Below are 25,668 nucleotides of genomic sequence, written 5' to 3'. Positions count from 1 at the left end.
TCAGTATTCCTCCACAAGGATTCAGTTTATTGGAAATGCAGAGAATCAAGGTATTTGAGTGACTGGCCAAAGATAAGTAACTGCCAATCACAGCTAGAATTAATAACCCTAATAGGCAGTCACGCTCTGCCAAGCACCAGACTTTTGAAGAAAGTAATGATGCCGTACACGTATCACGCACCACGCATCACACATCACGTTTTACGATTTACGCTTTCATCCACTCCGCCACCTCCGGCGCGTGGTACGTAATCACCAAATCCGCGCCCGCGCGTTTGATCGCCGTGAGAATTTCCATCACGACGCGTTGCTCGTCAATCCAACCGTTCGCACTCGCGGCTTTGACCATCGAGTACTCGCCGGACACGTTGTACGCGACGAGCGGCAGATCGAATCGTTGACGCGCGCGCGTGAGAATGTCGAGGTACGCAAGCGCGGGCTTGACCATCACCAAGTCCGCACCCTCGGCAATGTCGCTCTCAATTTCGCGCAATGCCTCGCGCGCGTTCGCGGCATCCATTTGGTACGCGCGGCGGTCGCCAAACTGCGGCGTTGACCCAGCCGCCTCGCGGAACGGTCCGTAAAATCCGCTCGCGAATTTCGCCGCGTACGCGAGAATCGGTGTCTCGGCAAAACCATCTCGGTCCAGCGCGGCGCGAATCGCGGCGACGCGTCCATCCATCATGTCGCTCGGCGCGATAATGTCCGCACCCGCGCGCGCGTGACTCACGGCTTGACGCGCGAGCAGTTCGAGCGTCGGATCGTTCAGCACGCGTCCGTCTTGCACGATGCCGCAATGTCCGTGTGAGGTGTACTCGCACAGGCACACATCGGTGATGACGAGCATTTCCGGCGCGACGCGTTTGATCGCGCGGATCGCTTGTTGCACGACGCCGTGTTCGTCCCAGGATGCGCTGCCAATGTCATCCTTGGACGATGCTTCGAGCACGCCGAAAAGCAAAACTGCCGGAATACCCAGCCCGGCAATTTTTTCGATTTCGCCAGGCAAGCAATCAACCGACCAACGGAATTGTCCCGGCATCGCGCTGATTTCTTGTTGGACGCGCGTGCCTTCCGCGATGAAAAGCGGATAGATGAAATCGCGCACGTCGAGTTCGGTCTCGCGCACGAGGTTGCGGAGAGATGCGCTCGCGCGCAAACGTCGCATTCGGAGAGTTGGAAATTGAGAGGACATTCTTCACACCGTTGTGATCAGATTTTAGTTTTTCACCACAGAGAGCACAAAGGACACAGAGGAAAACCGAAAAATTCTCTGTGCTCTCTGTATGCTGACTTGGTAGAACGTGGCAATCGGAAATTGTCTCGCGTGAGCCGTTGGCTGCTCGCCCGCGCAGGCGGGCGAGGGTGCGTCCACGTAGGTGGACGCCCGGCGGAACGCCGCGCAAAGGCGATTTCAATCGCTCTTTTTAACGCTGCAACGCGATGCCCCAGACGAGCGCGGCGACGATGAAACTGATCGCCATTCCGACGTGCATTAAAACAATCATCGTCACGATGCGCCGTTGCGACGTTGGCATTCGGATGAGCCAACGATCATAGAGCCAACGCCACGCGCGCGTCACGCGCGCCTCGCGCCATTCGAGATACAATTTGAGACTCGCGAGCCATTCGAGCGCCGCTTGATGCGCGGGCTGCAGAATCGTATCGCGATTTAGGTCGTCGCTCAACTCAAAGATTTCTTCGTACATCAAGCGCGTGCCTGCCGCGCAATCCTGCACGCTCCACACCGTGCGCGCGACCTGGGCATTTGCGCGCTGATGCACGATACGTCGTCCCGGCACAAACTCGACGACACGGCTTTCGCGTGCGACAATTTGGTGTTGTCGCCGCGTGTGCAAACGAAACGCGCTCCCCAAGCCGAGTGGTCCCGGCGTCAGCGACTCGACGCGCACCACGTCCCAGAGCGGGCACAGACGCACGCGCTTGTCCAGGTCGGCGATGAGCGACCATACTTCGTCGAGCGGCGCGCGAATGTCAACGTTCGCGCTGACTGCCAGTGTCTGCATCCCATCCTTCTTTCCAGCAGGACACCAATGCCCTTGTCAGTCCTTCTAACATGTATTCTCGCGCGGTCACATCCACGCGCAAACCCAGGTCACGCGCGGTCTGCGCGGTGATGGGACCGATGCATACAATTTTCAATTTTCGATTTTCGATTTCTGATTTGATGACGCTACAGAATCCGCGAACGGTTGACGAACTGGTGAAAGTGATCGCGTCGATTTCTCCGGCGGCGAGCAGGTCGCGAATGTGTTGCGCGGACGGATCGTTCGCGTCAATCGTCACGGTGCGATACGCAACCACTTCGTCCACGATTGCGCCGCGCGCGCGTAAATCGTGCGCGAGGTTTTCGCGCGCGATGTCGGCGCGTGGGAGCAAGACGCGTTTGCCATTCACATCGCCGATGTCGGCGACAATGCCCTCGGCGATACGCGAAGCGTCGCGCGGGACGAAATCGGCGCGCAGTCCGTGCGATGCCAGTTGCTCCGCGGTTGCCGGACCGATCGCGCACAATTTTGTTCCGGCGAACGCGCGCGCGTCGCGACCGATTGCTGCGAGGCGATGCCACACCGCGTTGACGCCGTTCACGCTCGTAAAGATAACCCAGTCGTAGTGCTGTGTCAATGCGTCGTCGAGTGGGTGGTAATCGTCGAGCGGCGCGATGCGAATGACCGGAAACTCGATCGGCTCCGCGCCCAGGTCGCGCAGCATCCGCGAAAATTCGCTCGCTTGTTCGCGCGCGCGCGTCACGAGAATGCGTTTGCCAAACAATGGACGCGCTTCAAACCACTGCAATTTCTCGCGCAGAGCGACCACATTGCCCACGATGAGTACCGCGGGCGGCTGCAACCCGCGCGCGACCTCGACAATATTCTCCAACGTACCGACGCGCGTTTCCTGTTGCGTCGTCGTTCCCCACCGCACGAGCGCGGCAGGTGTGTTCGCGGCGACTCGATCGTCTTGCAACGATTCGACAATCCGTTCCAAGTTTTCGACGCCCATCAAAAAAATGCGCGTTTCCGAATTTCGAATTTCGAATTCAGAATTCTCAAAGTGCCCCGTCGCGACCGTGAACGATGTTGCGACGCCGCGATGCGTGACCGGGATGCCGGCGTAGGCGGGCGCGGCAATCGCGGATGAAATGCCCGGCACGATTTCAAATTCGATCCCAGCGTCTACGAGCGCGAGCGCCTCTTCGCCGCCGCGACCGAACACGAACAGGTCGCCGCCCTTGAGCCGCGCGATGATTTTGCCTTCGCGCGCTTTTTGGACGAGCAAGGTGTTGATTTCGTTTTGCGGCAGAGTGTGATCGCTGCTCGCCTTGCCGACGTAGATTTTTTCCGCGTCCGCGCGCGCGTAATCGAGCAAAACCGGCGCGACGAGACGGTCGTACACGACGACATCCGCGCGCCGCAAACACTCGACCGCTTTGACAGTGATGAGACCTGGGTCGCCCGGACCCGCGCCGATAAGATAAACTTGACCGTTCATCGTAGTGAATAGTGAACAGTGAACGGTGAACAGTGAGAGACGCTGTTGACTGTTTACTGTTGACCGTTTACTCGCTCATTTCCTCGATTCGATAATTCGTGTGCCAAACGCGTGCCCAGTGATTCCGCACTCGCGACATCGCCGCTCACCTCACCGCGTGCGACACGTGTGCCATCTTCGCTCGCGATGAGACCGCGCAGGCGCAGTGTGTCGCCAATCACTTCGCCGTATGCGGCGACCGGAACCTGGCATCCACCGCCGAGCGCGCGCAGAAACGCGCGTTCCGCATCCGTCGCCGCGCGCGTCGGTGCGTGATCGAGCAGCGCGATGAGCGCGCACGTGTCCGTGTCGTCCGCGCGCGTCTCGATTGCGAGTGCGCCTTGCCCCGGCGCGGGCAACATCACGTCGAGCGACAAGTACTCGGTAATGCGCGTGTCAAGTCCGAGACGCTTTAGCCCGGCGACTGCGAGGACAATCGCATCGTACTCGTCCGTCGTCGCTTTGCGGAGACGCGTGTCCACGTTGCCGCGAATGTTCACGATGGTTAAATCGGGGCGATGTGCGCGCAGTTGTGCGGCGCGTCGCAGTGAACTCGTGCCAACGCGCGCGCCGCGCGGCAATGCGTCGAGTCCTACGCCTAGACGCGATACGAGCGCGTCACGCACGTCTTCGCGTTCGCAAATTGCGGCGAGTGTCAAGCCATCCGGCAAATCGGTCGGCACATCCTTGAGTGAATGCACTGCCGCGTCAATCCGTCGTTCGACGAGCGCGATTTCGATTTCGCGCGTGAACAAGCCCTTGTCGCCAATCTGCGCGAGCGGAGCATCGAGCACGCGATCGCCTTGTGTCGTGATCGTTTCAATCGCGATCTCGATTCCAGGCGCAACTGCGCGCAATTGCTCCGCGACCCAGTCTGTTTGCCATCGCGCGAGTTGCGACCCGCGTGTCCCAAGAATAATCCGCGTTTTCACGTTTTACGCATCACGTTTCGTATCGCGCCACGATTTCTTCCATCAACGCGCGCGCGTCTGCCTCGCACTCCTCACGCAGCAAAGGCAACGCCGTTTTGATGAGCGCGTCCCACAATTGCTCACGCTTGGCGTGTGGCACGTGTGCGTTGATACGCGGGCGAAATTGCGCGAGTAATGTGGCGAGTTGGGCGTACTCGTCGCCAATCACGCGCTCGATTTCGTGGCGTAAATGTTTTGCGAGCGCGGGACTCGCGCCGCCGGTGCTAATCGCAATCGTGAGGTCTCCGCGACGTACGACGGCGGGCACGTGAAACGTGCAATGCGGTGGGTCGTCTACCGCGTTGACGAGGATGCCGCGTTCGCGCGCCTCACGCCATACCGCTTCGTTCACGCGTGTGTCGTCCGTCGCCGCGATGACCACGCGCGCGTTCGCCAGATCGCCCGGCGCGTACGCGCGACGAATCGCGATGACGCGTTCTTGCGCGACCCAGGTTTCGAGTTGCGCGGTGAGTTGCGGCGCAATCACCGTGACGATTGGCGCGCCCGCGTCGAGTAAGCCCTGCACTTTGCGCGTCGCCACCGCGCCGCCGCCGATGACGAGCGCGTGATCCAGGATGACGAGTGTAATCGGATATTGAATCATCGCAGTAGATTGGCAGACCCAAAGGGAATCAGACGCCTTTGGGTCTTGGTCGCAGAATGCGCGCATTATACTACAAAATTTCCGGTTGGACGAACTCTCCTTTAGCCACGCCCTTAAGAGCGTGGCTAAAGTGGCAAGAGTTTTTGACTTATTGTTTCATTCGCAGTAAACTTGGTTGTGATGCAACTGTGGACTCGTTTGCGCCGCTCGGTCGCCGAACTGATCGCGCGGCTCATCGAAATTCAACTCGGTCTCAAAACGACGATGACCTTGCTCTCGGTCATCGGCATGATCGCGCTGATCGGCATTTTCAGCGTGCTCGCGATCGCCGCCGCGCGCGAGACGACCGACCGCGCGTTGCAGGAACGCGTTGTCCTTGCTCAGGTCGCGGCGAAGCATGCCGACTATGTGTTGGGCACCGTGCGCGCCGGCTTGGACGCGCTTGCCGCGCATCCGTTCATGCGCCAGGACCGCGCGTCACGCGAGGATCGTGAGAACGAATTGCGCGATGTCGTCGTGCGCCACAGTTTTCCGGCGCGCCAAATTTTCCTCCTACAGCCAACCGGCGAAATCGCCGCCGATTCTGGCGACACCGATCTGCGCATATTGCCGAACATTTTCCCGATGGTGCAGAGTAACGCGTTCGTGGTCACGAGCATTGCGCTCGAACCCAACGCGCGCGCGATCATCGCCGCCGTGCCGGTGCGCGACGCATCCAATCGCGTGATTGGCGCGGTCGCGGCGATGCTCGACCTGACCGAATTCGGCGTCAGCACGCTTGCACCGGCGGCGACGCTGGGCAACACGGGCTATGTTGAAATCGTAGATGTGGACGGCTTGATCGTGTCGAGCACATTGCCGCAACGTTTATTGTCCCGCGCGGATCATGGCGAAAGTCTCGTCGCGATGATCGGGGATGGCAAAAGCGTTGTGACGACCTGCCACAATTGTCACAACACCGCGACCGACATCGAACGACGGCTCGAAGTGATCGCGTTCGCGCCGCTCAAGAATGCGCCCTGGGGGGTCGTCGTCCGCCAAGCCGAAGAGGAAGCGTTCGGTTCGTCGCGGCAATTGCAAGGGCGCATCGTGCTCTTTGCGATTGTCGCGGTCGCCGGCGCGATTGTGTTGGTGTGGCTGACGACGCGGTACATCATCGCGCCGGTGCAGAATCTAAAATTGGCAGCGGAGCAAATGGTGCGCGGCAACTGGGAAACGCCCATCGCCGTGCGCCGTGGGGACGAGATCGGCGCGCTGGCGGACACGTTCGAAACGATGCGCGCGCAATTGCGCCAAAACATCGCCGAGATTCAAGACCTCAATCGCGATCTCGATCAACGCGTGCAAGCGCGCACGCGCGAACTGTCGGCGTTGAACGCGGTTGCCGGGGTCGTCACGCAGCAGTTGCACCTCGACGAATTTTTGGGCAAGACGCTGCAACAAGTCTTGACCGTCGCCGGGGCGGACGCGGGCACGGTATTTTTGTTGAGCGAGGAATCCCGCGCGCTCGAACCGCAGTGTTGTCTCGGCACCTCGGAAGACGCCGCGCGTGCGATCACGCGCCTGCATCTCGACGATAGCGCGTGCGGCGGCGTCATCGAAAAAGGACAGCCGGTCATCGTGCCCGATCTATCGCGCTATACGGCGGGTGCGGGACGCTCGTTGTATCAAGAGGGTTTGCGGTCGTTGGTGCACGTCCCGCTGATCAGTCGCGGGGTCGCGCTGGGCACGATGTGCGTCGGCACGCGCACGCCACGCGAGTTTACTCCGCGCGAGGTCGAGTTGTTGATGGCGCTCGGCAATCAAATCGCGGTCGGCGTGGAGAATGCGCGCTTGTACGACGAGTTGGCGCGGCGCGAACAGTTGCGCGGCGACTTGCTCGAAAAAGTGATCACGGCGCAGGAAGAGGAACGCAAACGCATCGCGCGCGATTTGCACGACGACACGAGTCAATCGCTTTCCGCGTTGATTTATTCGATGGAAGCCGCCGAGACCACGTGCGCCGATCCGCGTTTGCATCAAACGATGGGGCACATGCGCGGCGTGCTCGCGCAAACGCTCGACGGTATTCACAAACTGATTCACGATTTGCGACCCAGTATGCTCGACCACCTGGGTTTGTTCGTCGCGTTGCGCTGGTATGCCGAGACGCGGCTCAAGCCCGCCAACATGCGCTTGCGGGTGGAAGAGCGCGGCGCGTTGCGGCGTTTGCCGCCGCAGCTGGAAACCGCGCTCTTTCGCGTGGGGCAAGAGGCGATCAACAATATCGCGCGGCATTCCGGCGCGCGCAACGTGCGCCTGAAATTCGATGGACAGGATGGCACGCTCCACATCGAGATTCGCGATGACGGCATCGGCTTTGATTTGATCGAAGTGGAACATTCGGCGGACCGGCAACGCGGGTTGGGTTTGGCGGGTATGCAAGAACGCGTCGGTCTACTTGGCGGACAGATTCATATTATTTCTACGCCCGGACATGGCACCCAGGTTTCGATTAGTGTGCCGATGGAGCATGTGTAATGTCAAAGATTCGTGTGTTGTTGGCGGACGATCACGCGGTATTGCGCGAAGGTTTGCGGACGTTGCTCTCGTTGCAGGAAGATATCGAAGTGGTCGGCGAAGCGGACAACGGGCAACGCGCGGTGGAGATGGTCGCGCAGTTGCGTCCCGATGTCGTCGTGATGGACATTGCGATGCCGGTGATGGATGGGTTGGAAGCGACGCGCGCGCTCAAGCAACAACAATCCGACACGCGCGTCCTGATTCTGTCGCAACACGATAATCGCGAGTACGTGTTCTCGGTTTTGCAAGGCGGCGCGGCGGGATACGTGCTGAAAAAATCCGGCGGCGCGGAAGTGATCCACGCGATTCGGAGCGTGTTCAAGGAAGGCGCGTACTTGCCGCCCGGCATCGCGCGCGAAGTGATGGACCGCTACATCCAACGCCCGACCGAAGTGACCGGGCGACCGCATCTCACCGAACGCGAGAAGGAAGTGTTGCGGATGATCGCGGAGGGCAAGAGCAATCGCGAAATCGCGGAACTGCTCTGTCTCAGCGTCAAGACGGTGATGGCGCATCGCACGAACATCATGGAAAAGTTGGACATTCACTCGAGCACCGAGCTGGTCAAGTATGCGATTCGGCAAGGCATTGTCAGCGTGTAGTGTTCGGAATTCAGTGTTCAGTATTCGGTGTTCAGTATGCAGTTCAAAATCAACTGAATACTGAATTCTGAACACTGAACTGTGAATACTGGAGTTGCCGTGTTCCTCTTTGAGGGCGCGAAACTGGGCGCGGGAAAACACGAATACCTGATCCAACGGCAGATCGCGCGCGGCGGAATGAGTGCGATCTATCAAGCCGAAGACCTGACCGATCAGCGCGTCGTCGCGATCAAAGAAGCGTGCCTGGATGCCGCGTGCTCGAACAATATCGCCGCGATTCGCGCGCGTCTGTTGCATGAGATGGACGTGCTCGCGCCGCTCGACCATCGGAACATCCCCAAGGTGTACGAGCATTTCGCGTACGACAACAACGCGTACCTCGTGATGGATTACATCGCCGGCAACACGATTCGCCAGATCGAAGAACACGCGCGCACACACGCGTATCTGCTCGAAGAAGCGCGCGTGCTTGGTTGGGCGATTCAAATTCTCGACACGCTGACGTACCTGCACGAACGCCCCAAACCGATCATTCATCGCGACATCAAGCCGGAAAACTTGATCCTCGCGCCGGATGGGCGCGTGGTGCTCATTGATTTCGGCTTGATGAAGCAAGTCGAAAGCCAACTCGAAAGCGGTCCGCTGATTCACGCGGTCGGCACCGTCGAGTTCGCGCCGCCGGAGCAGTACGCCGATAGCGGCAATGTTACCGATCAACGCACCGATATTTACGCGCTCGGCGCGACGATGTACTATCTTCTCGCCGGTCGCTTGCCGCCACGCGCGGTCGAGCGCATGTTGCCGACCTCGATCAATATTTCACTGAAACTCCCCTCCCTCCGCAAAATCAATCCCACCGTTTCGTCGCAGATGGAACGCGCGATCTTCAAGGCGATGGAGATTGACCCGGAAAATCGCTACGCCTCCGCGCGCGCCATGCGTGACGCGATTTGTCCGCGCAAAGCGTTCATTCCCCTGCCGTTTTGATCGGAATATCCAAGAGGTCGAATAGGCCAACCTGCTCCCGTTGTCCTATTTTTTTGTTTTTCATGTGCCTTCCGCGATTCTGCTCGCGTATTTGCATATTTGCAATCTCTTCTATCTAAAAATTCTAGGCAGATCACCCGAATGGGTTATGCGTATCGGTAATCTACCCTAGATGGAGATACATTCAACACCTGATTCAAAACTCAGGAAAACAAGATACAATAGTGATTGTGCAAAAAGGCACAAAATTTGTTTTCCCCATAATGGTTTCTGCGATTAGGAGCGACGATGCTTGATGATTGGCGCAAATATCTTTCTCTTCGATTCAGTGCTTTACTAATCCTAATCTCAATAATCGTCCTTGGGTTGGCGGCAACCTGGAGCGCGCCGGTATCCGCTCAGGGCGATAGTTGTTTACGATGTCATGGCAATCGGGATTTGCTCAAATCGCTTAGCCCGCGCTGGCGCGAAGTGGTCGTTGATCCAGTATTGTTTGCCCAAGACAAACATGCTCAGGTCCCGTGTACCGAGTGCCACGCCAACTCCAAATTCTCCACTTTCCCTCACTCCACCGACAAAAAAATCCCCACTGATCCATCCGACCCTGTGATTGTGAAAGAGACGTGTGGCAAGTGTCACGCTGAAGTAACTGTACGTCACCTCAATTCACTGCACAGTACGCTTGAAGGGCATCGCCTCGCGCTGGTTGATTCGATGGGCAAGGAAAAAGGCGAAGCTCAATTTACTCAATGTACCGGTTGTCACGCGACGTGCACTAGTTGCCATATGAAACAACCGGACAAGTTTAATCGCCTCGTATCGCAAACGGAAAGCCATGGCTTTACGAAACAACCGGCGTCGTATGTGTGCAAGGTGTGCCACGGGCAAACTAGTGAAACGTACCTGGGTGATCCGGCAAATCCGCAACACAAGCCGAGTATGATGGCAACTGCTGGGATAGAATGTACGGATTGTCATAGCGAGAAAGAAATCCACGGCGACGGCAAGCGCCCGAATTTTATTGCCGACACGCGCAAACCGTCGTGTGAGGGATGTCATCTTCAACCTAACGCGGTCAAGTTTGCCGGGGTGAGTTCCGTTCCTCCGCAATTCGATCCACGCGAGTACGCACACCAGGCGCATGGTGATGATGTGGATTGCATCGCATGCCATACGCAGTGGTACACCAATTGCTGGGATTGTCACAGAGGCGACGCACAAAAGCAGGATAACAAACTTTATCTTGCAGTCAATCCGACGACGAAAAAAGTGCAGACTGCTGTTCATTCGCCACTCAACGCCGAACTTGGTGGCGCGGATCCTGCTATTGGTGGTTGGGCAATTAAGGCACGCCATAGTTGGGGGCAAGCTCGTCCGTGCGACGAGTGTCATACCAATTCTGATGCCTACATCGACAATTTCTTGCGCAATGGCAAATTCGTCGGCGTGTGGGCAAAGGAGCGGAGGAACGCGGGATTTGTGGATGAAAAACTGGTCGCGCGCATCACGGTTGACGCGCAGAAACTTGCGCTGACCGCGCACAGGGACATCAACTGCGTTGGGTGCCACAATAATACCGGCGACGAAACATGCACCAAGTGTCACGTGAGCACAACAAATGTAGATCGTTCGCGCACCGCGTTTACCGCGACCCAGGTTCTACTCGCGAGCAGCCGTGCTTTGATTATCGAAGCCCGCGCGCTGAATGTGGATGCGACGGGCTGGGACAAACAACGCGCGGATTTGGAAGAGGCGTATTGGCAAACGACCAATCTATTCCACAGTAACCCGAACCTCGCTCAAAAGCAAATCCAGAATCTCAATGCCGTGGCGAAGCAGTTGGTTGGTGAATCTGAGAATGCGATCGCAAATGCGCGTTTGCACAACAAGTTGCTGGTTGCCAGTGTACCATTTGTCTTTGGCGCGATGATCGCGGCGGGTGCGGGCATGCTGTTGATGCGATCAAAGAAAAACGATTTGCAAGAATAAGAGAGGATAGATCGGATGCTAACAATTTCTAGAACCCGCGTGATTGTGTTCGCTTTGATCTTGTTCGTTGCCGGTGCAATTGCCGGCTCGGGCATCGGCATCGCATACGGCACACAGACTGACGATGCAGTGACGACGCAAAGAATCGCCGAGCTGCAAAACCAACGCAAAGTGGCAGATGACAAGTACAACGTGTTGATCGCCGAATACAACAAAGTCCGCACTGCCCCAGTCGCGCCCGCAGTGAAAACGGTCGCGCCTACCCCAACCTCCATGCCGACGGCTACCGTGCCGGCGACGGCAGCGCCAGTTGCCGATTTTGGTTCGGACAAAGTGGAAGCGCGCCCCGAATCACAGATCAAGTTTCGCGATGATTCGAACGGTAAAGTGACGGCATGGCTGTGGGATTTCGGCGATGGCACGACGAGCACAGAACAGAATCCAGCCCACGCGTACAAAGAGGTTGGCAAGTACACGGTCACCCTGAAAGTGACGGGACCGGGTGGTTCGGACACCATCAAGCGCATGGACTATATCCGCATTTCCGAGGATTGTGATTGCTGATTGGCGGAGATCGGATGGGAAAGGAGGGACAAGCACAAACAAGAAGCGGCGATTTGATTTCGAGTGAAACGTCACGAATGAAATGGAGTCGAACATGAAACGGAATTGCAACGGTGCAAGAGCATTGCGGCTTTTCGCAATTCTGTCGGTGGTGACGCTGTTCGCGTTAGTGGTGGTAGGTCCTGTGTCGGCGCAAGGACCAACGGCTGAAAAATCGGCGAACAGAGGATCACCAGCGGTAGATTGCGCGATCGTAACCAAGATGGCTGGGTTCCCGAGCATCGAGTCAAGTAGCCTCATCGAACCCAAGATCGTGTTGGACAGTGAAGGGGTGGTTATCCGCGAGAGTTACATCAAGGATGGCAAGATCGTCATTCCACCCTCTGGGCTGTATTACACCAAGCGTACGTCTTCGTGGCGATGGCCGCTGGTCAACTATCCCGTGATGGCTTTAGGCAAGGTCTATTATCTTGCCGATGTGCGTCACTTTTACACGGTCAAGAAAGACTTTGTTATTAAAAAGGGCGAGCGAGTTCCGTACGGCTTGAACCTCAGCGCACTCGAACTTTCAAGCATCGGCACCTCGTGGGGACCTGGCTCGCTGAATCAGGAAGCCACATTCCAGGTTCTCAAGCCATCCGGTAACTATTATGGCAGTAGCTGGCATGCGACCAGCGCCTCACCGTTCGCGCGGTCGAGTGAAGATGCGCTGGCGTTAAAGCCAACGACGGACCCAATCGTCTTCCAGACGGATAGACTGTCATCTGTTGGCACCGGCTATTTGGTCGTCAAATCGGTGACTGAAAAAGAAGTCGAAGTGGCGGAATGGGTCGCAAACGAAATCAATGCGGTTGACATCGCCGAGAAAGCGGTCGCCGGCGTGGTGGCAGAGGGACAAACGTTGGACTTGGGCAAGTTCAAGGCAAAGGTGGTTTCGATTGACACAGCCAACAATTCTGCCAAGTTAGCCATTGTCGCGACGGATGCTCCGGACAAGGTGTTAGCCGAAAAGACGCTCGGTCCGTTGACCGACAAGATCGTCTCTCTGTTCCCTTCCAACGACAAAGAACTCGACACGTTGATGTTAAAACACGCTGATGTACAGGTGGCATTGGATGCCTATCGCAAGCCCTTCAAGGACGCGGGCAAGGTCGCGCTGGTGGGTTATGTAGGTGTGACCCACATGGATGTGCTCGGTCCTTGGAAAGACGATCCGCGATTCATCGTGTACTTTGACACCTGAAACAGCTGTGGATTGCTGAACGAGTTCATGATCGCGAATAAAGACGAGATCGTGCTCGACAGCACCAACAACGTGTTTGTTGGACCAAATCAGTATTTCAAGATCGTGATTGACAGTTTCGACGGCTCGACGATCAAAGCATGGCATTTCGAAGATCCCAAGGGTAACAAAACCGGGAATCTGGCGCTTCAGAACAAGGGCAAGCATGTAGATTTGCTTGTGACGAATGCTAATCGTACGGTTAGTCACTTTACAACGCGCTATGCCAGTCGGATCTACGCCGAGTGGGATAAGCTACGCGAAGCCGCAGGACAATAACGCAAGTCCTCTGTTTGCATTGCTTGTTCTCTGAACGTGTCGACAAAAGGCGGAGAGTCAGATTATGGCTCTCCGCTCTATTTTGCTTAAAATTGTTCCACAATTTGCCACTTTTGTTCCCAAAATCGGGCAATTACCCTACGTCAAATAGGGTGATTCCCTATTCCCGCTTGCTCCTCATCAAAGTAAAATACATTCGCATTTTTGTATGGCAATCTGTTTCTACTCAAGGGCAGGACAATGACGTCGCTTCTCAAATTAGATTTTGTACGTATCCCGGCGGGCGAGTTTATCATCGGCAGTGACACGCGTGTTTATCGTCAAGCCGGTACTGACGAACTTCCTCAGCATCACCTCAGCGTTAGTGATTTCTTCTTGATGCGCCATCCCGTGACGAACGGGCAATTCCACCTTTTTTTGCAAGCCACTGGACATCGCGCACCCCTGTACTGGAACGCTACGCGCGATATGTTCGATTCTGCAAACACCGATTTACCGGTCGTGGGCGTATCGTTCGCGGACGCGCTCGCGTTTTGTCAGTGGGCAAGCCACGAAACCGAATTGCCGATTCGTTTGCCGACCGAATCCGAATGGGAAAAAGCCGCGCGCGGAACCGATGGTCGTTTGTACCCGTGGGGCAATGAGTGGGACGCGAGCCGGTGCAACAGTTCGGAAAGCAAAATTGGCGCGCCGTCGCCGATTCGAAAATTTTCGCCACGCGGCGATAGCCCGTACGGCATCGCGGACATGGCAGGGAATGTGCAAGAGTGGTGCATGTCGTACTTTGGCGCGTATCCGTACGATCCGTCGGATGGACGCGAAGCATTGGTGTACGCGAGTGACGGCGCAAGTGTGTTGCCGAAATTATACGAAACTGGGTGTGTTGCCAATCCGCAACAGCTCGAGGCAGCGTTGGGCAAGCAAGTGTTACGCGGCGGTTCGTGGCGCGAGTCGAAACACGAAGGACGGTGTGCATACCGCAGTTGGGCGGCGCCGATGCACCGTAGTGATGACACCGGCTTGCGATGTGCCTACGAATTGCCGGCGTGATGCGCCATGCGCGCCAACGCCGCCCACATCTCAAGGAGGTAGGCGGACAGCATCACAACAAAACGGGCAAGGCATGTCAAGGGTGACACGTGCCGCGTGTCCGACGAAGAGTCGCCCATTCCAGACCACACAAAGGAGAAGGTCGTATGAACATCCCAGAAGATTGGCTGGCTGTGATCATTGCGTTCGCATTGTTGATCTTGGCGATGGTCGGTATGATTCCGCCCGCGCTCGTCAAGTTCTAATTTGATCGGATGAAAAAGGAGACATTCCTATGACTACGGCAAAACCTGAAGCCAAACAACCTGTATCCACCAACGGTCCGATCAACATTATCGCCGGTTTGGTGTTGGTGGTTGTCCTGGCTTGGCTCGCGCTCCAGTTGAAATTGATGGTTTATAACGTCAAAGACATCGGCTTGGGCATTCCCGGCAAAGCGTTGGAGTATCCGCTGTGGGCGGCGATTCTCGGCTTGGTCGTGAACTTTTTGCTCAAGGCAGTCAACCTGCACGAGTTTGTCAAAGCGGGCATTCGCACCGAGTTATTCCTCAAGATCGGGTTGGTTCTGCTTGGCGCGACAGTTAGTTTCATGACGATTCTCACAGCGGCGGGTGGCGCGGTCATTCAAGGCATCATCATGATCGCGTGTGTGTATATGTTCTGCTGGTGGCTCGCCGGCAAGTTCGGTCTGTCCGATTCGCTCCGCGCAGTCATGTCCACTGCGATCTCGATCTGCGGTGTCTCGGCAGCCATCGCCGCGGCGGGTTCCGTGCTGGCAAAGAAAGAAGAAATCACGTACATCACTGCGCTCGTCATCGTTACGGCGCTGCCGTTGATGGTCATCTCGCCCTTGATCGCGAGCGCGATTGGTTTGCCTGAACCGGTCGCGGGCGCGTGGTTCGGCGGTAACGTGGACACGACGGCGGCGGTCGTCGGCGCGGGCACGATCTACGGTAAGACCGCGCAACAAATCGCGACCATCGTCAAGTCAACGCAGAACGCGTTTATCGGCGTGGTTGCCTTTATCCTTGCCTTGTACTTTACGACGGTCGTCGAAAAAGGCAAGGAGAAACCCAGCGCCGGGATCATTTGGCAACGCTTCCCCAAGTTCGTGCTTGGGTTCATCATCGTTTCGATTCTGTTCACCGTGCAAATCATTCCCAAACCGCTGGCTGCCGCGCCGTTTAACGCGACAGACGCGATTCTCTTTATGAAAGACTGGTTCTTCTGCTTTGCGTTCGTCTGCATGGGCTTGGAACTGTCGGTCGGTGAACTGAAGAAGATGGGCTGGTCGCCGGTGATTGTGTACCTCATCGTGACGGTGTTCAACACCTTGCTCGCTCTCGGCGTGTCCTGGATCATCTTCGGCTATCTGTTCCCAGTCAAGATGTAGGCAATTCGTTTCGCGCAAATACACCGCCGACAGCGGTGGACGCTGCTGTCGGCGGTACTATTGATGGAGGTTGTGAATGTCCAACAATGGCACTCCCATGCTGGACGATCTGGAAAAAGGACCGTGGCCCTCGTTCGTGACCGACATGAAGCAAGCCGCCGCAAAGAAACCGGCGGTCAACGATCTGATGCGACAACTCGAAGCATCGTACACGGAAAAGGTCGGTCACTGGAAGCACGGCGGCATCGTCGGTGTCAAGGGCTATGGCGGCGGCGTCATCGGTCGCTATTCCGATTCACCAGATCGTTTTCCCGGTGTAGAACATTTCCACACGATTCGTGTGAATCAACCGGCAGGTTGGTTCTACAACACGAAATCATTGCGCGCGCTGTGTGATGTGTGGGACAAGCACGGTTCGGGTCTCACCAATTTTCACGGCGCGACGGGCGATATCATTTTGCTCGGTACGACGACCGACCAACTGCAACCGACGTTCGATGATCTCGCCGAACTCGGGTTCGACCTCGGCGGTTCCGGCTCGGCGATGCGCACGCCCAGTTGTTGTGTTGGTCCGGCGCGTTGCGAGTGGGCGTGTTTCGATTCGCTCAACGTCGTGGACACCGTGACGCGCACATTCCAAGATCAACTGCATCGCCCGATGTTTCCGTACAAATTCAAAATCAAAGTGAGCGGTTGCCCCAACGATTGCGTCGCCGCCATCGCGCGTTCCGATATGGCGATCATCGGCACCTGGAAGGGCAACATCGCGATTGACCAAACCGAGGTCACCCAATGCGCCGCGAACGGGATGAATATTCAAACCGAAGTCGTGGACATGTGCCCGACGCATTGTATGGCATGGGACGGTTCGACGCTCAAGATCGAAGACCGCGAGTGCAATCGCTGTATGCACTGCATCAACTTGATGCCGAAAGCGTTGCGACCTGGCAATGAGCGCGGCGCGAGTATTCTGGTCGGTGGCAAAGCGCCCATCGTGCACGGCGCGATGTTGGGCTGGGTCGTCGTGCCCTTTATCAAACTCGAACCTCCGTACGACAACTTGATCGAACTGGTCAACAAGATTTTCGAGTGGTGGGATGAAAACGGCAAGATGCGCGAACGCCTGGGCGAGTTGATCAATCGCCAAGGTATGGGCAAGTTCTTAAAAGCGGTGGGACTCAAACCGGTGCCGCAAATGATCAAACGACCGCGCGCGAATCCGTACTACTTTTGGCGCGAGGGGGTGTAAGATGGCAACACGCACAGATTTTGGACCGCCCGATTATCGGCAGATGCTTCCGCCGATCATCACCAAAAACTACGGGCAGTGGAAATATCACGAACGCTTGCAACCCGGCTTGCTGATGCACGTCGCGGAATCCGGCGACGCCTTGTACACGATTCGCGTTGGTTCGGAACGGTTGCTCAGTACCGACAAGGTGCGCGAGATGTGCGACCTCGCGGAAAAATATTGCGACGGCTATCTGCGTTTCACCAGTCGTCACAACGTCGAATTCTTGTGTTCCGATAAAGCCAGAGTAGACCCACTCATCGCAGAATTGAAGGCGAAGGGTTGGCCCGTCGGCGGCACCGGTCATTCGATCACGAACATCGTCCACACCCAGGGTTGGATTCACTGCCACACGCCCGCGACGGATGCGTCGGCGGTCGTCAAATCGGTGATGGACGAACTGTACCAATACTTTGGCACGATGGATTTGCCGGGCTATTGCCGCATCTCGCTCGCATGCTGTTTGAATATGTGCGGCGCGGTACACTGCTCCGACATCGCGATCCTGGGTATGCACCGCATGGTGCCCAAGATCAATCACGACATTGTTCGCACCAAGTGCGAACTGCCGAACGTCATCGCGGCGTGCCCGACCGGCGCGATTCGTCCCGATCCCGCGAATAAGAGTCTCACCGTGAATCCGGATCGCTGCATGTACTGTGGCAACTGTTACACGATGTGCCCGGGCATGACGGTCGCGGATCCCATAGGCGACGGCATTTCGATCTGGGTCGGCGGCAAAGTGTCGAACTCGCGCAGTGGTCCGGCGTTCTCGCGCCTCGTCGTGCCATTCCTGCCAAACAATCCGCCGCGCTGGCCCGAGACAGTCGAAGTGGTCAAGATGCTCGTCGAAACCTGGGCGAAGCATGCGCGCAAACACGAACGGATGGGCGAGTGGATCGAGCGTATCGGCTGGGAGCGGTTCTTTGAAATCACCGGCTTGCCGTTCACCGAACAAATGATTGACGACTTTACGATGGCGCCCGAAACGTTCCGCACGACCGCGGCGTTCAAGTGGTGAGGTTAGAAATTGGATGTTGGAGGTTGGAAATTGGATGATGCTGGATTCCAACTTCCAATCTCCAACTTCCACCCTCCACTGACAATCGAAAATGGAGGTAACGATGGCTGATGAAGTAAACGAAGAACTGCTCGCCAAAGTGCTCGAGTTCTTCAAGAAGAAGAACAAGATGTTGACGAGCCGCGATGTCGCCGCCGGGGTGGGCATCGAGAACGCGCTCGCGAAAAAAGCGATCACGGTGTTGGTGAATGACGGTCGTTTGGAATTTACATCGTACGGCGGTGCGACGTTCATTAAATTACCCGGTGGCAATGGATGATAACACGCACGCGGTGCGTGACATCGAAATCCCTCACCTCTCACCCCCTGCTCTCTCTCCCCGCTCCTGATGTTGAGCGAAGCCGAAGGGTCAGGAGCGGGGAGAGGGGAATGGGGAGTGGGTGAGGCAAACCAAAGGAGTAAAGTATGCCATACGTTGATTATAACGGAACGCAACTCGAAGTGGATGAAGACGGATTCATCGCCGACCCGGCGCAATGGAACGAAGATCTCGCCAAGTTCCTTGCCAGGACGGCGGAAGAAATTCCGGAACTGACGGCGGATCACTGGAAGGTGATCTACTATCTCAACAAGTACTATAAAGATTTCGGCATCGCGCCGATGGTTCGCAAAGTGTGCAAGGAAACGGGGTTCGATGTCAAGCGCATCTACGAATTGTTCCCCAGCGGTCCGGCGAAAGGCGCGTGCAAGATTGCCGGTTTGCCCAAGCCAACCGGGTGCGTTTAATCAGTGCAATAGTGCGATAGTTAATCGGACGAAAGAACAACTATCGCACTAGCACACTATCGAACTATTCCGGAGACTAGCATGGCTTGGAATCTCCTCGCGGGTTTGCTCATCGGTTTCGCTTATCTCTCGTTCATTATTCTCGTCGCGGGATTAGCGTTTCGGCTGTACCTCTACGCCAAGACGCCTGCGCCGCTCAAGATCGTTTCGACGCCCGGACCTAAAACAACCGGCGGCGTTCTCACGCGCCTGGCGGGCGACGCGCTCATCTTTCCCAATCTGTTCCAAGCGGACAAGGCGTTGTGGGCGGGCGCGTGGGTGTTCCATGTCTGCTTGGCGCTCGTCTTTTTCCGGCACGCGCGCTATTTTTTGTATCCCGTTCCCGAATGGATTTCCGATTGGGCGAGTCCCGGCATCCTGATGGGATTCGTCTTGCCGATTCCCGCGCTCTATTTGTTCTGGCGACGCTTGGCTCTGCCGCGCAACTTGTTCATCTCCGGCTTGCCCGATTACATTTCGCTGATGCTCATCATTCTCATCGCGGCGACGGGAATGCTCGTCAGTTATTACGCGCGCGTGTACCTCGTGGATGTCAAGGCATTCACCCTGGGTCTGCTGTCGCTCAAGCCGGTCGCGCCGCCCGCGCATCCGATTTTCCTCGCGCATTTCTTTCTCGTCTGTTTGTTGATGATCTATTTTCCGTTCAGCAAACTCGTGCACGCCGGCGGCATTTTCTTTTCGCCGACGCGCAATCAGCGCGACAATGTGTTGCAAAAACGATACGTGAATCCCTGGGACAAGGAGGTTGGCATTGACTAGCGCCAAAGTGGAATTCCCAGAACTCGCGCCCAAGAACGGCATCCTCCCAGTCCCGGAAATGAACGAAGGTATTTCCGCCGCGCTGACCTGCCATCCGTGCAAAGTGAAAGACATGCGCGCGATTGCGCTGCCGACCGAGCGCGTGCCCGATTGGCAGAACAAAGCGGTTGAGAAACTGCGCGAGTTGTTGACCAAGTATCGTTCGCTCCAGGTCTACCTCGATATTTGCGCGCAGTGCGGCGCGTGCGCGGACAAGTGTCAGTTCTACCTCGGCACGAGCGATCCGAACAATATGCCGGTCGCACGCGCGAATTTGCTCCGCAAAGTGTACCGCTATTATTTCAAACCGTTCGAACGATTCACCGGCGGCGAAGCGGAAGCGTTCAACGATCAAGTGTTGCAAGAGTGGTACACCTACTTTTACCAATGCTCCGAGTGCCGGCGTTGCGCGGTCTTTTGTCCGTACGGCATTGACACCGCGGAAATCACGATGGCGGCGCGCGAAATCATGGCGGCGATTGGCGTCGCGACCAAGTACGTCACCGAAGTCGTCGCGAAGGTGTACGAGCGCGGCAACAACCTGGGTATTCCCGGTCCCGCGTGGATTGACAATTGCCAGTTTCTCGAAGAGGAACTGAAAGCCGAAACCGGCAGAGACATTCGAATGCCGGTGGACGAAGAAGGCGCGGACGTGTTGCTCGTGATGCCCTCCGCCGATAACTTTGCAAACACCGACACGATGATGGCGTACGGGAAATTGTTTTATCACCTGGGTATTTCGTGGACGACCAGCACGTACGCGAACGAGGGCGGCAACTTTGGCTTGTTCCTGAATTATCGCAACATGAAAAAAGTGAACAAGCGCATTCTCGACGCGGCGCGGCAACTCAAGGTCAAGCGCGTCATTTGGGGTGAGTGCGGGCACGCGTGGCGCGCGGCGATTCACACCGACACGTTGAGCGGTCCGATGGATTTTCTCGATCCGCCGCACCCCGTTCACATTTGCCAATTCACCGCCGATCTCATCAAGCGCGGCGCGTTCAAGATTGACAAGTCCGCGAACGACGATGTGCTCGTCACGTACCACGATCCGTGCAACGCGGCGCGTGCCGGCTCGCTCCTCGAAGAGCCGCGCGAGATGATTCGCGCGACGTGCAACAAATTTATCGAAATGCCGCGCGACACGATTCGCGAAAAGACATTTTGTTGCGGCGCGGGCGGCGGCTTGCTCACCGACGAGATCATGCCGATTCGCATGGCGGGCGGACGACCGCGCGCGGAAGCCTGCCGCTCGACTGGCGCGACGTACCTCGCGACGCCGTGCGCGATCTGCAAAGCGCAACTCCCCGAAGTGATGAAGCACTGGAAGGTGGATACGCGCGTTGGCGGCGTGCACGATTTGTTGAGCAAAGCGATGATTTTGTAAAGGATGAAGGCAGAAGGATGAAGGATGAAAAAAAACATCCTTCATCCCTCACGCGAAGCATGCATCCTTAAAATGGATGGATATGAAAAAAATCTTTCTACTCTGTTTTATTCTTGCTGTAATAATTTTTCCGCTCGCCGGCTGCGTGCCGGAAAAACCGGCGAAAGACGGCAAGGGCGAACTCGCCGTGACGATCAGCCGCGAGTTTACCGCGCCGGTCACGCACAGTCCGCTCGAATGGTGGCAGGCGCGACATTTCCAAGTGATTGATTCCGGCGATATGCAGGAAAAAGATTGTCTCTACTGTCATCAGACCGAACGCTCGTGCAACAATTGTCACGGGTATGTGGGTGTGAGAAAAATCAAATAGTTGGACCGTTGGGTAGTTGGGTGGTTAGGTTGTTGGATCGAACCACTCAACCGCCTACCACCCAACACCAATCCTGGGATAGGTGTTATGCAATCCACTCCAACAGCAGATGTACCCATCAGACCGAGCAAACTTCAATCGCGCCGCAATTTCATCCAAGCGATGCTGGGCATGGTTGGCGCGGCGTGGGCGGGCTGGCTCGCGCAAGGCGTACTGTTCCCGGCTCCGCGCGTAACGACCGGGCAAGTCAAACTCGCGTTGAACGATGTGCCGGTGGGCGGTGTCAAACCAATCACGTACGAAGGCAAGCCCGCGCTGGTTCTGCGTTCGACGGAAGGTGTGACTGCCATTTCGATGATTTGCACGCACCTGGGTTGCACGGTGCAATGGCAGGAAGGCAAGCAACAATTTTATTGTCCCTGCCACGATGGCACATTCGACCGCGAGGGGGATGTGCTTGCCGGTCCGCCGCCGATGCCGCTGGAATCGTTGACTGTCAAGGTCGCGGGGAACGAGATCGTGATTGGGGAAGCGTGAGTTGGTAATACGAGGGTTTCGATGAATCGCCTTTTTATCATTTTGATGTTTGCGAGCATTGCACTTCCATTCGCGCTGACGCCGACGGCGAACGCGATGCCGGAGTACGCCACGCGCACCGGCGAGCCGTGCGGCACGTGTCACACGAGCGCCGCGGGTGGCGGGTTGCGCTCACCGCGCGGGCAGGGCTGGGTCGCGCAGACGAAACCAAGCGCGGTGCCGACGCTCGACGAGTCGCTCAAAATCCTGGGTGTCAACATCACGACCAACCCGGCGGATTATCTCGCGCCGAGCATTCTGCCCGCCGCGCCTGCGCCGCTCGTCACCCGGTTCGACAAAAAATTGCAACTGCTCGAACGTTTGTTGGAGTACGACGGCAACTGATCGCGAATCGAAACGAATAATCGAATTATTGGAAAATGGAATCATGAAAGTTTCACGACGCGATTTTCTCAAAATAGGTGCGGGGCTGGCGGCGACCGGTGCAGTGTTGCCGATCATCAAATCGGCGGCGGATGCGCGCGTCCCGGCGATTGCGCCGGAAGAGCAGGGCGAAAAATTTGTGGCGACTGTCTGCGCGATGTGCCCATCCGGTTGCGGTCTCCAGGTTCGCGTGGTCAACGGCAAAGCGGTCAAGGTCGCGGGCAATCCTCTGCATCCGCTCAACCAAGGCGTGTGCTGTCCCAAAGGGCAAGCGTCGCTCGAAGTGCTCTACAGTCCGGAACGACTCGCACAACCGATGAAGCGCAAAGTTGGCAAGGATGTCGCGGCAACGGATCTCGCGCAGTGGGAAGCGATCTCCTGGGACGACGCGCTCAAGATCGTTTCGGAAAAATTGCGCGCGTTGCGCGAGCAAGGTCAAGCGCATACGGTCGCGGTCCTGCACGGCGAACTACGCGGGCAGATGCGTCCGCTGTGGTCGCGCTTCCTGTCCGCGTACGGCTCGCCGAACATGCTCTCGACTGATTCGCTCGACGGCGAAGCCGCGCGGCTCGCGATGTTTTTCGCGCAAGGCATCAACGGCTATCCGATTTACGATGTGGACAATGCGCGCTACGTCTTGTGCCTGGGCGGCAGTCTGCTCGAATCATCGCGTCACTTGCAAAAATATTTGTCGGGTTACGGATTCATGCATCGCGGCGCGTCGAATCGCGCGAAACTCATCGTCGTGGATAGTCGCCTCAACGTCACTGCTGCCAAAGCCGACGAATGGATTCCGATTCGTCCTGGCACGACCGGCGCGCTCGCGCTCGGCATCGCGCACGTGCTCATCAAAAGTGGCTTGGTCGCAAAATCGTTCGTGGACAATTACACGTTCGGCTATGAAGATTTCAAAGACGACCAGGGTCGCACGCATCGCGGATTCAAAAGTCTCGTGCTCGAAGAGTACCCGATTGATCGCGTCGCGGACATTACCGGCGTGCCGAGCGGTACGATTGCGAAACTCGCCGGCGAGTTCGGCAACAACCATCCCGCGCTCGCGGTGATGCCCACCGGGCGCGGCGATCTCGCGGGCGGCAACGGCATGTTCACCGCGCTCGCGATTCACGCGCTCAATGCGTTGGTTGGCTCCATAGATGTGCCGGGAGGTATTCAGGTTCAACAGACGCCGAACCTTGCTCCACTCCCGGCACTGCCGACCGACCCAGTCGCGGAAAAATCGCGCGCGATGGCGCGGCTCGATGGCGTGGGCAGTGATTATCCGGTTGCGTACTCGGCGTTTCAAAATCTCGCAGACAATCTCGTTCAGGGCAAGCCGTATGCGGCGAACGCGTTATTCTTGCTCAACGCGAATCCAGTTCACGAAGCGCCGCAAGGCAAACGCTTCATCGAATCGTTCAAGAAAACGGCGCTCGTCGTCAGTTTCAGCCCGGTGCTCGACGAGAGCGCGGCATACGCGGATTTGATTTTACCCTCGCTCACGTTTTTCGAAATGTGGGGCGATGATATTCTCGAAGGCACGGGCTATCCTGGGATCGCGCTGCGGCAACCGGTCGTCGCACCGGTGCGCGATGGACGCAATCCCGGCGATGTCGTGTTGCAACTCGCGAAACAACTCGGCGGCAAGGTGAGCGAGGCGTTGCCCTGGAATGATTTTCTTACAGTCGTGAAACAACGCGTTGCGGGAATGCAAATTTCCTGGGACGATCTTCTTGGCAAAGGGGCGTGGTCGGCGCTCGTCTATTTCAACGCGCAGCCGGGCAGCAAGGCGTGGGCAAAAGTCGTCGGACGCGATCGCGTGAACGCGCCGAAAGATGGACGATTCGATTTCTTCTCGCGCGAATTGTTCGCCGCATTGAATCCGAAAAGCGATGTCGAGTGCTTGCCGCATTTCACCGTTCCCGCCGAAACCGCCGACGCGAATTATCCGTTCGTCCTGATTTCGCAAGAGACGATGACGCAACCGCGCGGGTGGAGCGGCGTGGTGCCGACGCTGTACGAAGTGTACGGCTTGCAAACGAGCGCGCGCTGGGAAACCTGGGCGGAGATTCATCCGCAAGCCGCCGAGCAATTGGACATCAAACAAGACGATCTCGTGTGGATTGAATCGCCTGCCGGGAAGATTCGCGTGCGCGCAAAAATCGTCGAAGGCATTTGGCAAAACGCGATCAACGTGCCGGGTGGTCAGGGACATTTCAGTGCGGCGCAGTGGGGGCGCGAATCGTCCACGGCGAAGATGAAGCACGGTGCGAATCCGTACGACTTGATGGCAAGCGGAAGCGAAAAAAATTCCGGCGTCGCGGCAATGTTGCCGACACGCGTCAAGATTTACAAGGCGTAGTGATTGGGATTGTCGGTGGACAGACCCTCGTGTTGCGCAATTTGCAACAGACGGTTGTCTGACGAGAGGAAATTGAGCGGAGACAAATTGAGCGAAACAAAGACACGATTCGTTGCCAACGCGGAGGCGAGTTGCAACGCATCCAGCGTCCGCAAAGGATGTCGCTCGATGAGGTCGCGTGCCAGATCGAATGTGTTGTTTTCCAATTCGATTATATGATAACGCGTCGCGCAATCATCGTCAAACGCGTTTCGATGGTCGGCGTATTGTGTTCGTGTGACTGTGCCTTCACGTAAACGTCGCGCGAACGCGCTGATGATTTCAGTGGTGGTCAATCGCGAGGCGACGAATACGTGTTCGGGTGAATCGGTCAAATCGCGAACCCAAACGCTTCCCGTTTCATTCAAATAGCGTTTGATGAGCGCGCTCGTGTCCAGAAAATAAATCACACGCGTTCTCCGCGCTCTTCGATGACGATTTCTGAAAGCGATTTGCCTTTCGAGAATGCTTGAGCAAGTTCGGCGCGACGCTTGGTGGACACGCGGCGTGATGCGCGACGCACGGGTCGCACGAGACCAGCAGCAATGAGCGCGTGAATCGCGCGATCTTGTTCCGAAAGTTTTTTCGATTTTTTCGTTGTGACAACGAACGTATTTTTGAGCGCATCAACGATAACGCGTTCGACCGTGTAACCTGTTTCATCGGCCCGTTCGCGGATACTCTTGGAAACGTGCTCTGGCAAATGCACAGAAAGTCTAGTCATTTTTCACCTCGGCGACATTATAACGCGCTCGAACGACT

Annotated in this window: 26 protein-coding genes; 19 read left to right on the top strand and 7 right to left on the bottom strand. The window is 56.9% G+C overall.

What is annotated here, in order from left to right; translation table 11 throughout:
• Positions 1–208 precede the first annotated feature (208 nt).
• The 5 genes from hemB to HY868_20810 form a co-directional block, all read right to left on the bottom strand.
• Positions 209–1,195, bottom strand: coding sequence for a porphobilinogen synthase (gene hemB / locus HY868_20830; GenBank protein ID MBI5304592.1), 987 nt, complete (start codon positions 1,193–1,195; stop codon positions 209–211).
• Positions 1,196–1,427: 232 nt separating this feature from the next.
• Positions 1,428–2,027: an SRPBCC family protein gene (locus HY868_20825; protein ID MBI5304591.1), complete on the bottom strand. Its 600-nt coding sequence runs from the start codon at positions 2,025–2,027 to the stop codon at positions 1,428–1,430.
• A complete protein-coding gene (gene cobA, locus HY868_20820; GenBank protein ID MBI5304590.1) occupies positions 1,996–3,513 on the bottom strand; it encodes a uroporphyrinogen-III C-methyltransferase in 1,518 nt (505 codons plus the stop codon). The genes HY868_20825 and cobA overlap by 32 nt, the downstream gene beginning before the upstream one ends.
• A gap of 53 nt (positions 3,514–3,566) precedes the next feature.
• Positions 3,567–4,484, bottom strand: coding sequence for a hydroxymethylbilane synthase (hemC, locus tag HY868_20815; GenBank protein MBI5304589.1), 918 nt, complete (start codon positions 4,482–4,484; stop codon positions 3,567–3,569).
• A gap of 10 nt (positions 4,485–4,494) precedes the next feature.
• Positions 4,495–5,127 (bottom strand): bifunctional precorrin-2 dehydrogenase/sirohydrochlorin ferrochelatase, encoded by a 633-nt coding sequence (locus HY868_20810; GenBank protein MBI5304588.1) that lies wholly within the window; start codon positions 5,125–5,127, stop codon positions 4,495–4,497.
• A 180-nt stretch (positions 5,128–5,307) separates the two neighbouring features.
• On the opposite strand from HY868_20810, the gene HY868_20805 reads away from it, so the two are divergent.
• The 19 genes from HY868_20805 (at position 5,308) to HY868_20715 (ending at position 24,867) form a co-directional block, all read left to right on the top strand.
• The gene (locus HY868_20805) at positions 5,308–7,647 is read left to right on the top strand and encodes a GAF domain-containing protein (GenBank protein MBI5304587.1); all 2,340 of its coding nucleotides are present in this window, start codon (positions 5,308–5,310) and stop codon (positions 7,645–7,647) included.
• Positions 7,647–8,291: a response regulator transcription factor gene (locus tag HY868_20800; GenBank protein MBI5304586.1), complete on the top strand. Its 645-nt coding sequence runs from the start codon at positions 7,647–7,649 to the stop codon at positions 8,289–8,291. The genes HY868_20805 and HY868_20800 overlap by 1 nt, the downstream gene beginning before the upstream one ends.
• Before the next feature lie 99 nt (positions 8,292–8,390).
• Positions 8,391–9,278 carry a serine/threonine protein kinase gene (locus tag HY868_20795; protein ID MBI5304585.1) on the top strand — a complete coding sequence of 296 codons (888 nt, stop codon included), beginning with the start codon at positions 8,391–8,393 and terminating at the stop codon, positions 9,276–9,278.
• Between the two features lie 612 nt (positions 9,279–9,890).
• Positions 9,891–11,267: a hypothetical protein gene (locus HY868_20790; protein MBI5304584.1), complete on the top strand. Its 1,377-nt coding sequence runs from the start codon at positions 9,891–9,893 to the stop codon at positions 11,265–11,267.
• A gap of 15 nt (positions 11,268–11,282) precedes the next feature.
• On the top strand, positions 11,283–11,831 hold the full coding sequence (locus HY868_20785) for a PKD domain-containing protein (protein MBI5304583.1): 549 nt from the start codon (positions 11,283–11,285) through the stop codon (positions 11,829–11,831).
• A gap of 94 nt (positions 11,832–11,925) precedes the next feature.
• A complete protein-coding gene (locus HY868_20780; protein ID MBI5304582.1) occupies positions 11,926–13,074 on the top strand; it encodes a hypothetical protein in 1,149 nt (382 codons plus the stop codon).
• Positions 13,075–13,146: 72 nt separating this feature from the next.
• Entirely contained in the window at positions 13,147–13,392 is a 246-nt protein-coding gene (locus HY868_20775) for a transcription factor (GenBank protein ID MBI5304581.1), read from the top strand.
• 240 nt (positions 13,393–13,632) lie between these two features.
• A complete protein-coding gene (locus HY868_20770) occupies positions 13,633–14,442 on the top strand; it encodes an SUMF1/EgtB/PvdO family nonheme iron enzyme (protein MBI5304580.1) in 810 nt (269 codons plus the stop codon).
• A gap of 274 nt (positions 14,443–14,716) precedes the next feature.
• The gene (locus HY868_20765) at positions 14,717–15,835 is read left to right on the top strand and encodes a putative sulfate exporter family transporter (GenBank protein ID MBI5304579.1); all 1,119 of its coding nucleotides are present in this window, start codon (positions 14,717–14,719) and stop codon (positions 15,833–15,835) included.
• Positions 15,836–15,911: 76 nt separating this feature from the next.
• Entirely contained in the window at positions 15,912–17,084 is a 1,173-nt protein-coding gene (dsrA, locus tag HY868_20760; protein MBI5304578.1) for a dissimilatory-type sulfite reductase subunit alpha, read from the top strand.
• 1 nt (position 17,085) lies between these two features.
• On the top strand, positions 17,086–18,147 hold the full coding sequence (gene dsrB, locus HY868_20755; protein MBI5304577.1) for a dissimilatory-type sulfite reductase subunit beta: 1,062 nt from the start codon (positions 17,086–17,088) through the stop codon (positions 18,145–18,147).
• Between the two features lie 103 nt (positions 18,148–18,250).
• On the top strand, positions 18,251–18,466 hold the full coding sequence (locus HY868_20750; protein ID MBI5304576.1) for a hypothetical protein: 216 nt from the start codon (positions 18,251–18,253) through the stop codon (positions 18,464–18,466).
• Positions 18,467–18,612: 146 nt separating this feature from the next.
• Entirely contained in the window at positions 18,613–18,933 is a 321-nt protein-coding gene (locus tag HY868_20745) for a TusE/DsrC/DsvC family sulfur relay protein (GenBank protein MBI5304575.1), read from the top strand.
• A gap of 81 nt (positions 18,934–19,014) precedes the next feature.
• Positions 19,015–19,752 carry a respiratory nitrate reductase subunit gamma gene (locus HY868_20740; protein MBI5304574.1) on the top strand — a complete coding sequence of 246 codons (738 nt, stop codon included), beginning with the start codon at positions 19,015–19,017 and terminating at the stop codon, positions 19,750–19,752.
• Positions 19,745–21,178 (top strand): (Fe-S)-binding protein, encoded by a 1,434-nt coding sequence (locus tag HY868_20735; GenBank protein ID MBI5304573.1) that lies wholly within the window; start codon positions 19,745–19,747, stop codon positions 21,176–21,178. Before HY868_20740 ends, HY868_20735 begins: the two co-directional genes overlap by 8 nt.
• Positions 21,179–21,260: 82 nt before the next feature.
• Entirely contained in the window at positions 21,261–21,548 is a 288-nt protein-coding gene (locus tag HY868_20730; protein ID MBI5304572.1) for a hypothetical protein, read from the top strand.
• 87 nt (positions 21,549–21,635) lie between these two features.
• On the top strand, positions 21,636–22,085 hold the full coding sequence (locus HY868_20725; GenBank protein MBI5304571.1) for a ubiquinol-cytochrome c reductase iron-sulfur subunit: 450 nt from the start codon (positions 21,636–21,638) through the stop codon (positions 22,083–22,085).
• 21 nt (positions 22,086–22,106) lie between these two features.
• Positions 22,107–22,469: a hypothetical protein gene (locus tag HY868_20720; GenBank protein ID MBI5304570.1), complete on the top strand. Its 363-nt coding sequence runs from the start codon at positions 22,107–22,109 to the stop codon at positions 22,467–22,469.
• Between the two features lie 43 nt (positions 22,470–22,512).
• On the top strand, positions 22,513–24,867 hold the full coding sequence (locus HY868_20715) for a molybdopterin-dependent oxidoreductase (GenBank protein MBI5304569.1): 2,355 nt from the start codon (positions 22,513–22,515) through the stop codon (positions 24,865–24,867).
• Here the strand turns inward: HY868_20715 and HY868_20710 are convergent.
• Positions 24,855–25,316 (bottom strand): type II toxin-antitoxin system VapC family toxin, encoded by a 462-nt coding sequence (locus HY868_20710; GenBank protein MBI5304568.1) that lies wholly within the window; start codon positions 25,314–25,316, stop codon positions 24,855–24,857. The two genes, HY868_20715 and HY868_20710, sit on opposite strands and share 13 nt — an antisense overlap.
• The gene (locus HY868_20705) at positions 25,313–25,630 is read right to left on the bottom strand and encodes a hypothetical protein (GenBank protein MBI5304567.1); all 318 of its coding nucleotides are present in this window, start codon (positions 25,628–25,630) and stop codon (positions 25,313–25,315) included. Before HY868_20705 ends, HY868_20710 begins: the two co-directional genes overlap by 4 nt.
• Positions 25,631–25,668 lie beyond the last annotated feature (38 nt).

Source organism: Chloroflexota bacterium (assembly GCA_016219275.1).
Taxonomy (GTDB): Bacteria; Chloroflexota; Anaerolineae; order UBA4142; family UBA4142; genus JACRBM01.
The sequence above is the reverse complement of the archived record's forward strand: the minus strand, read 5'-3'. Positions and strand labels throughout refer to the sequence as shown.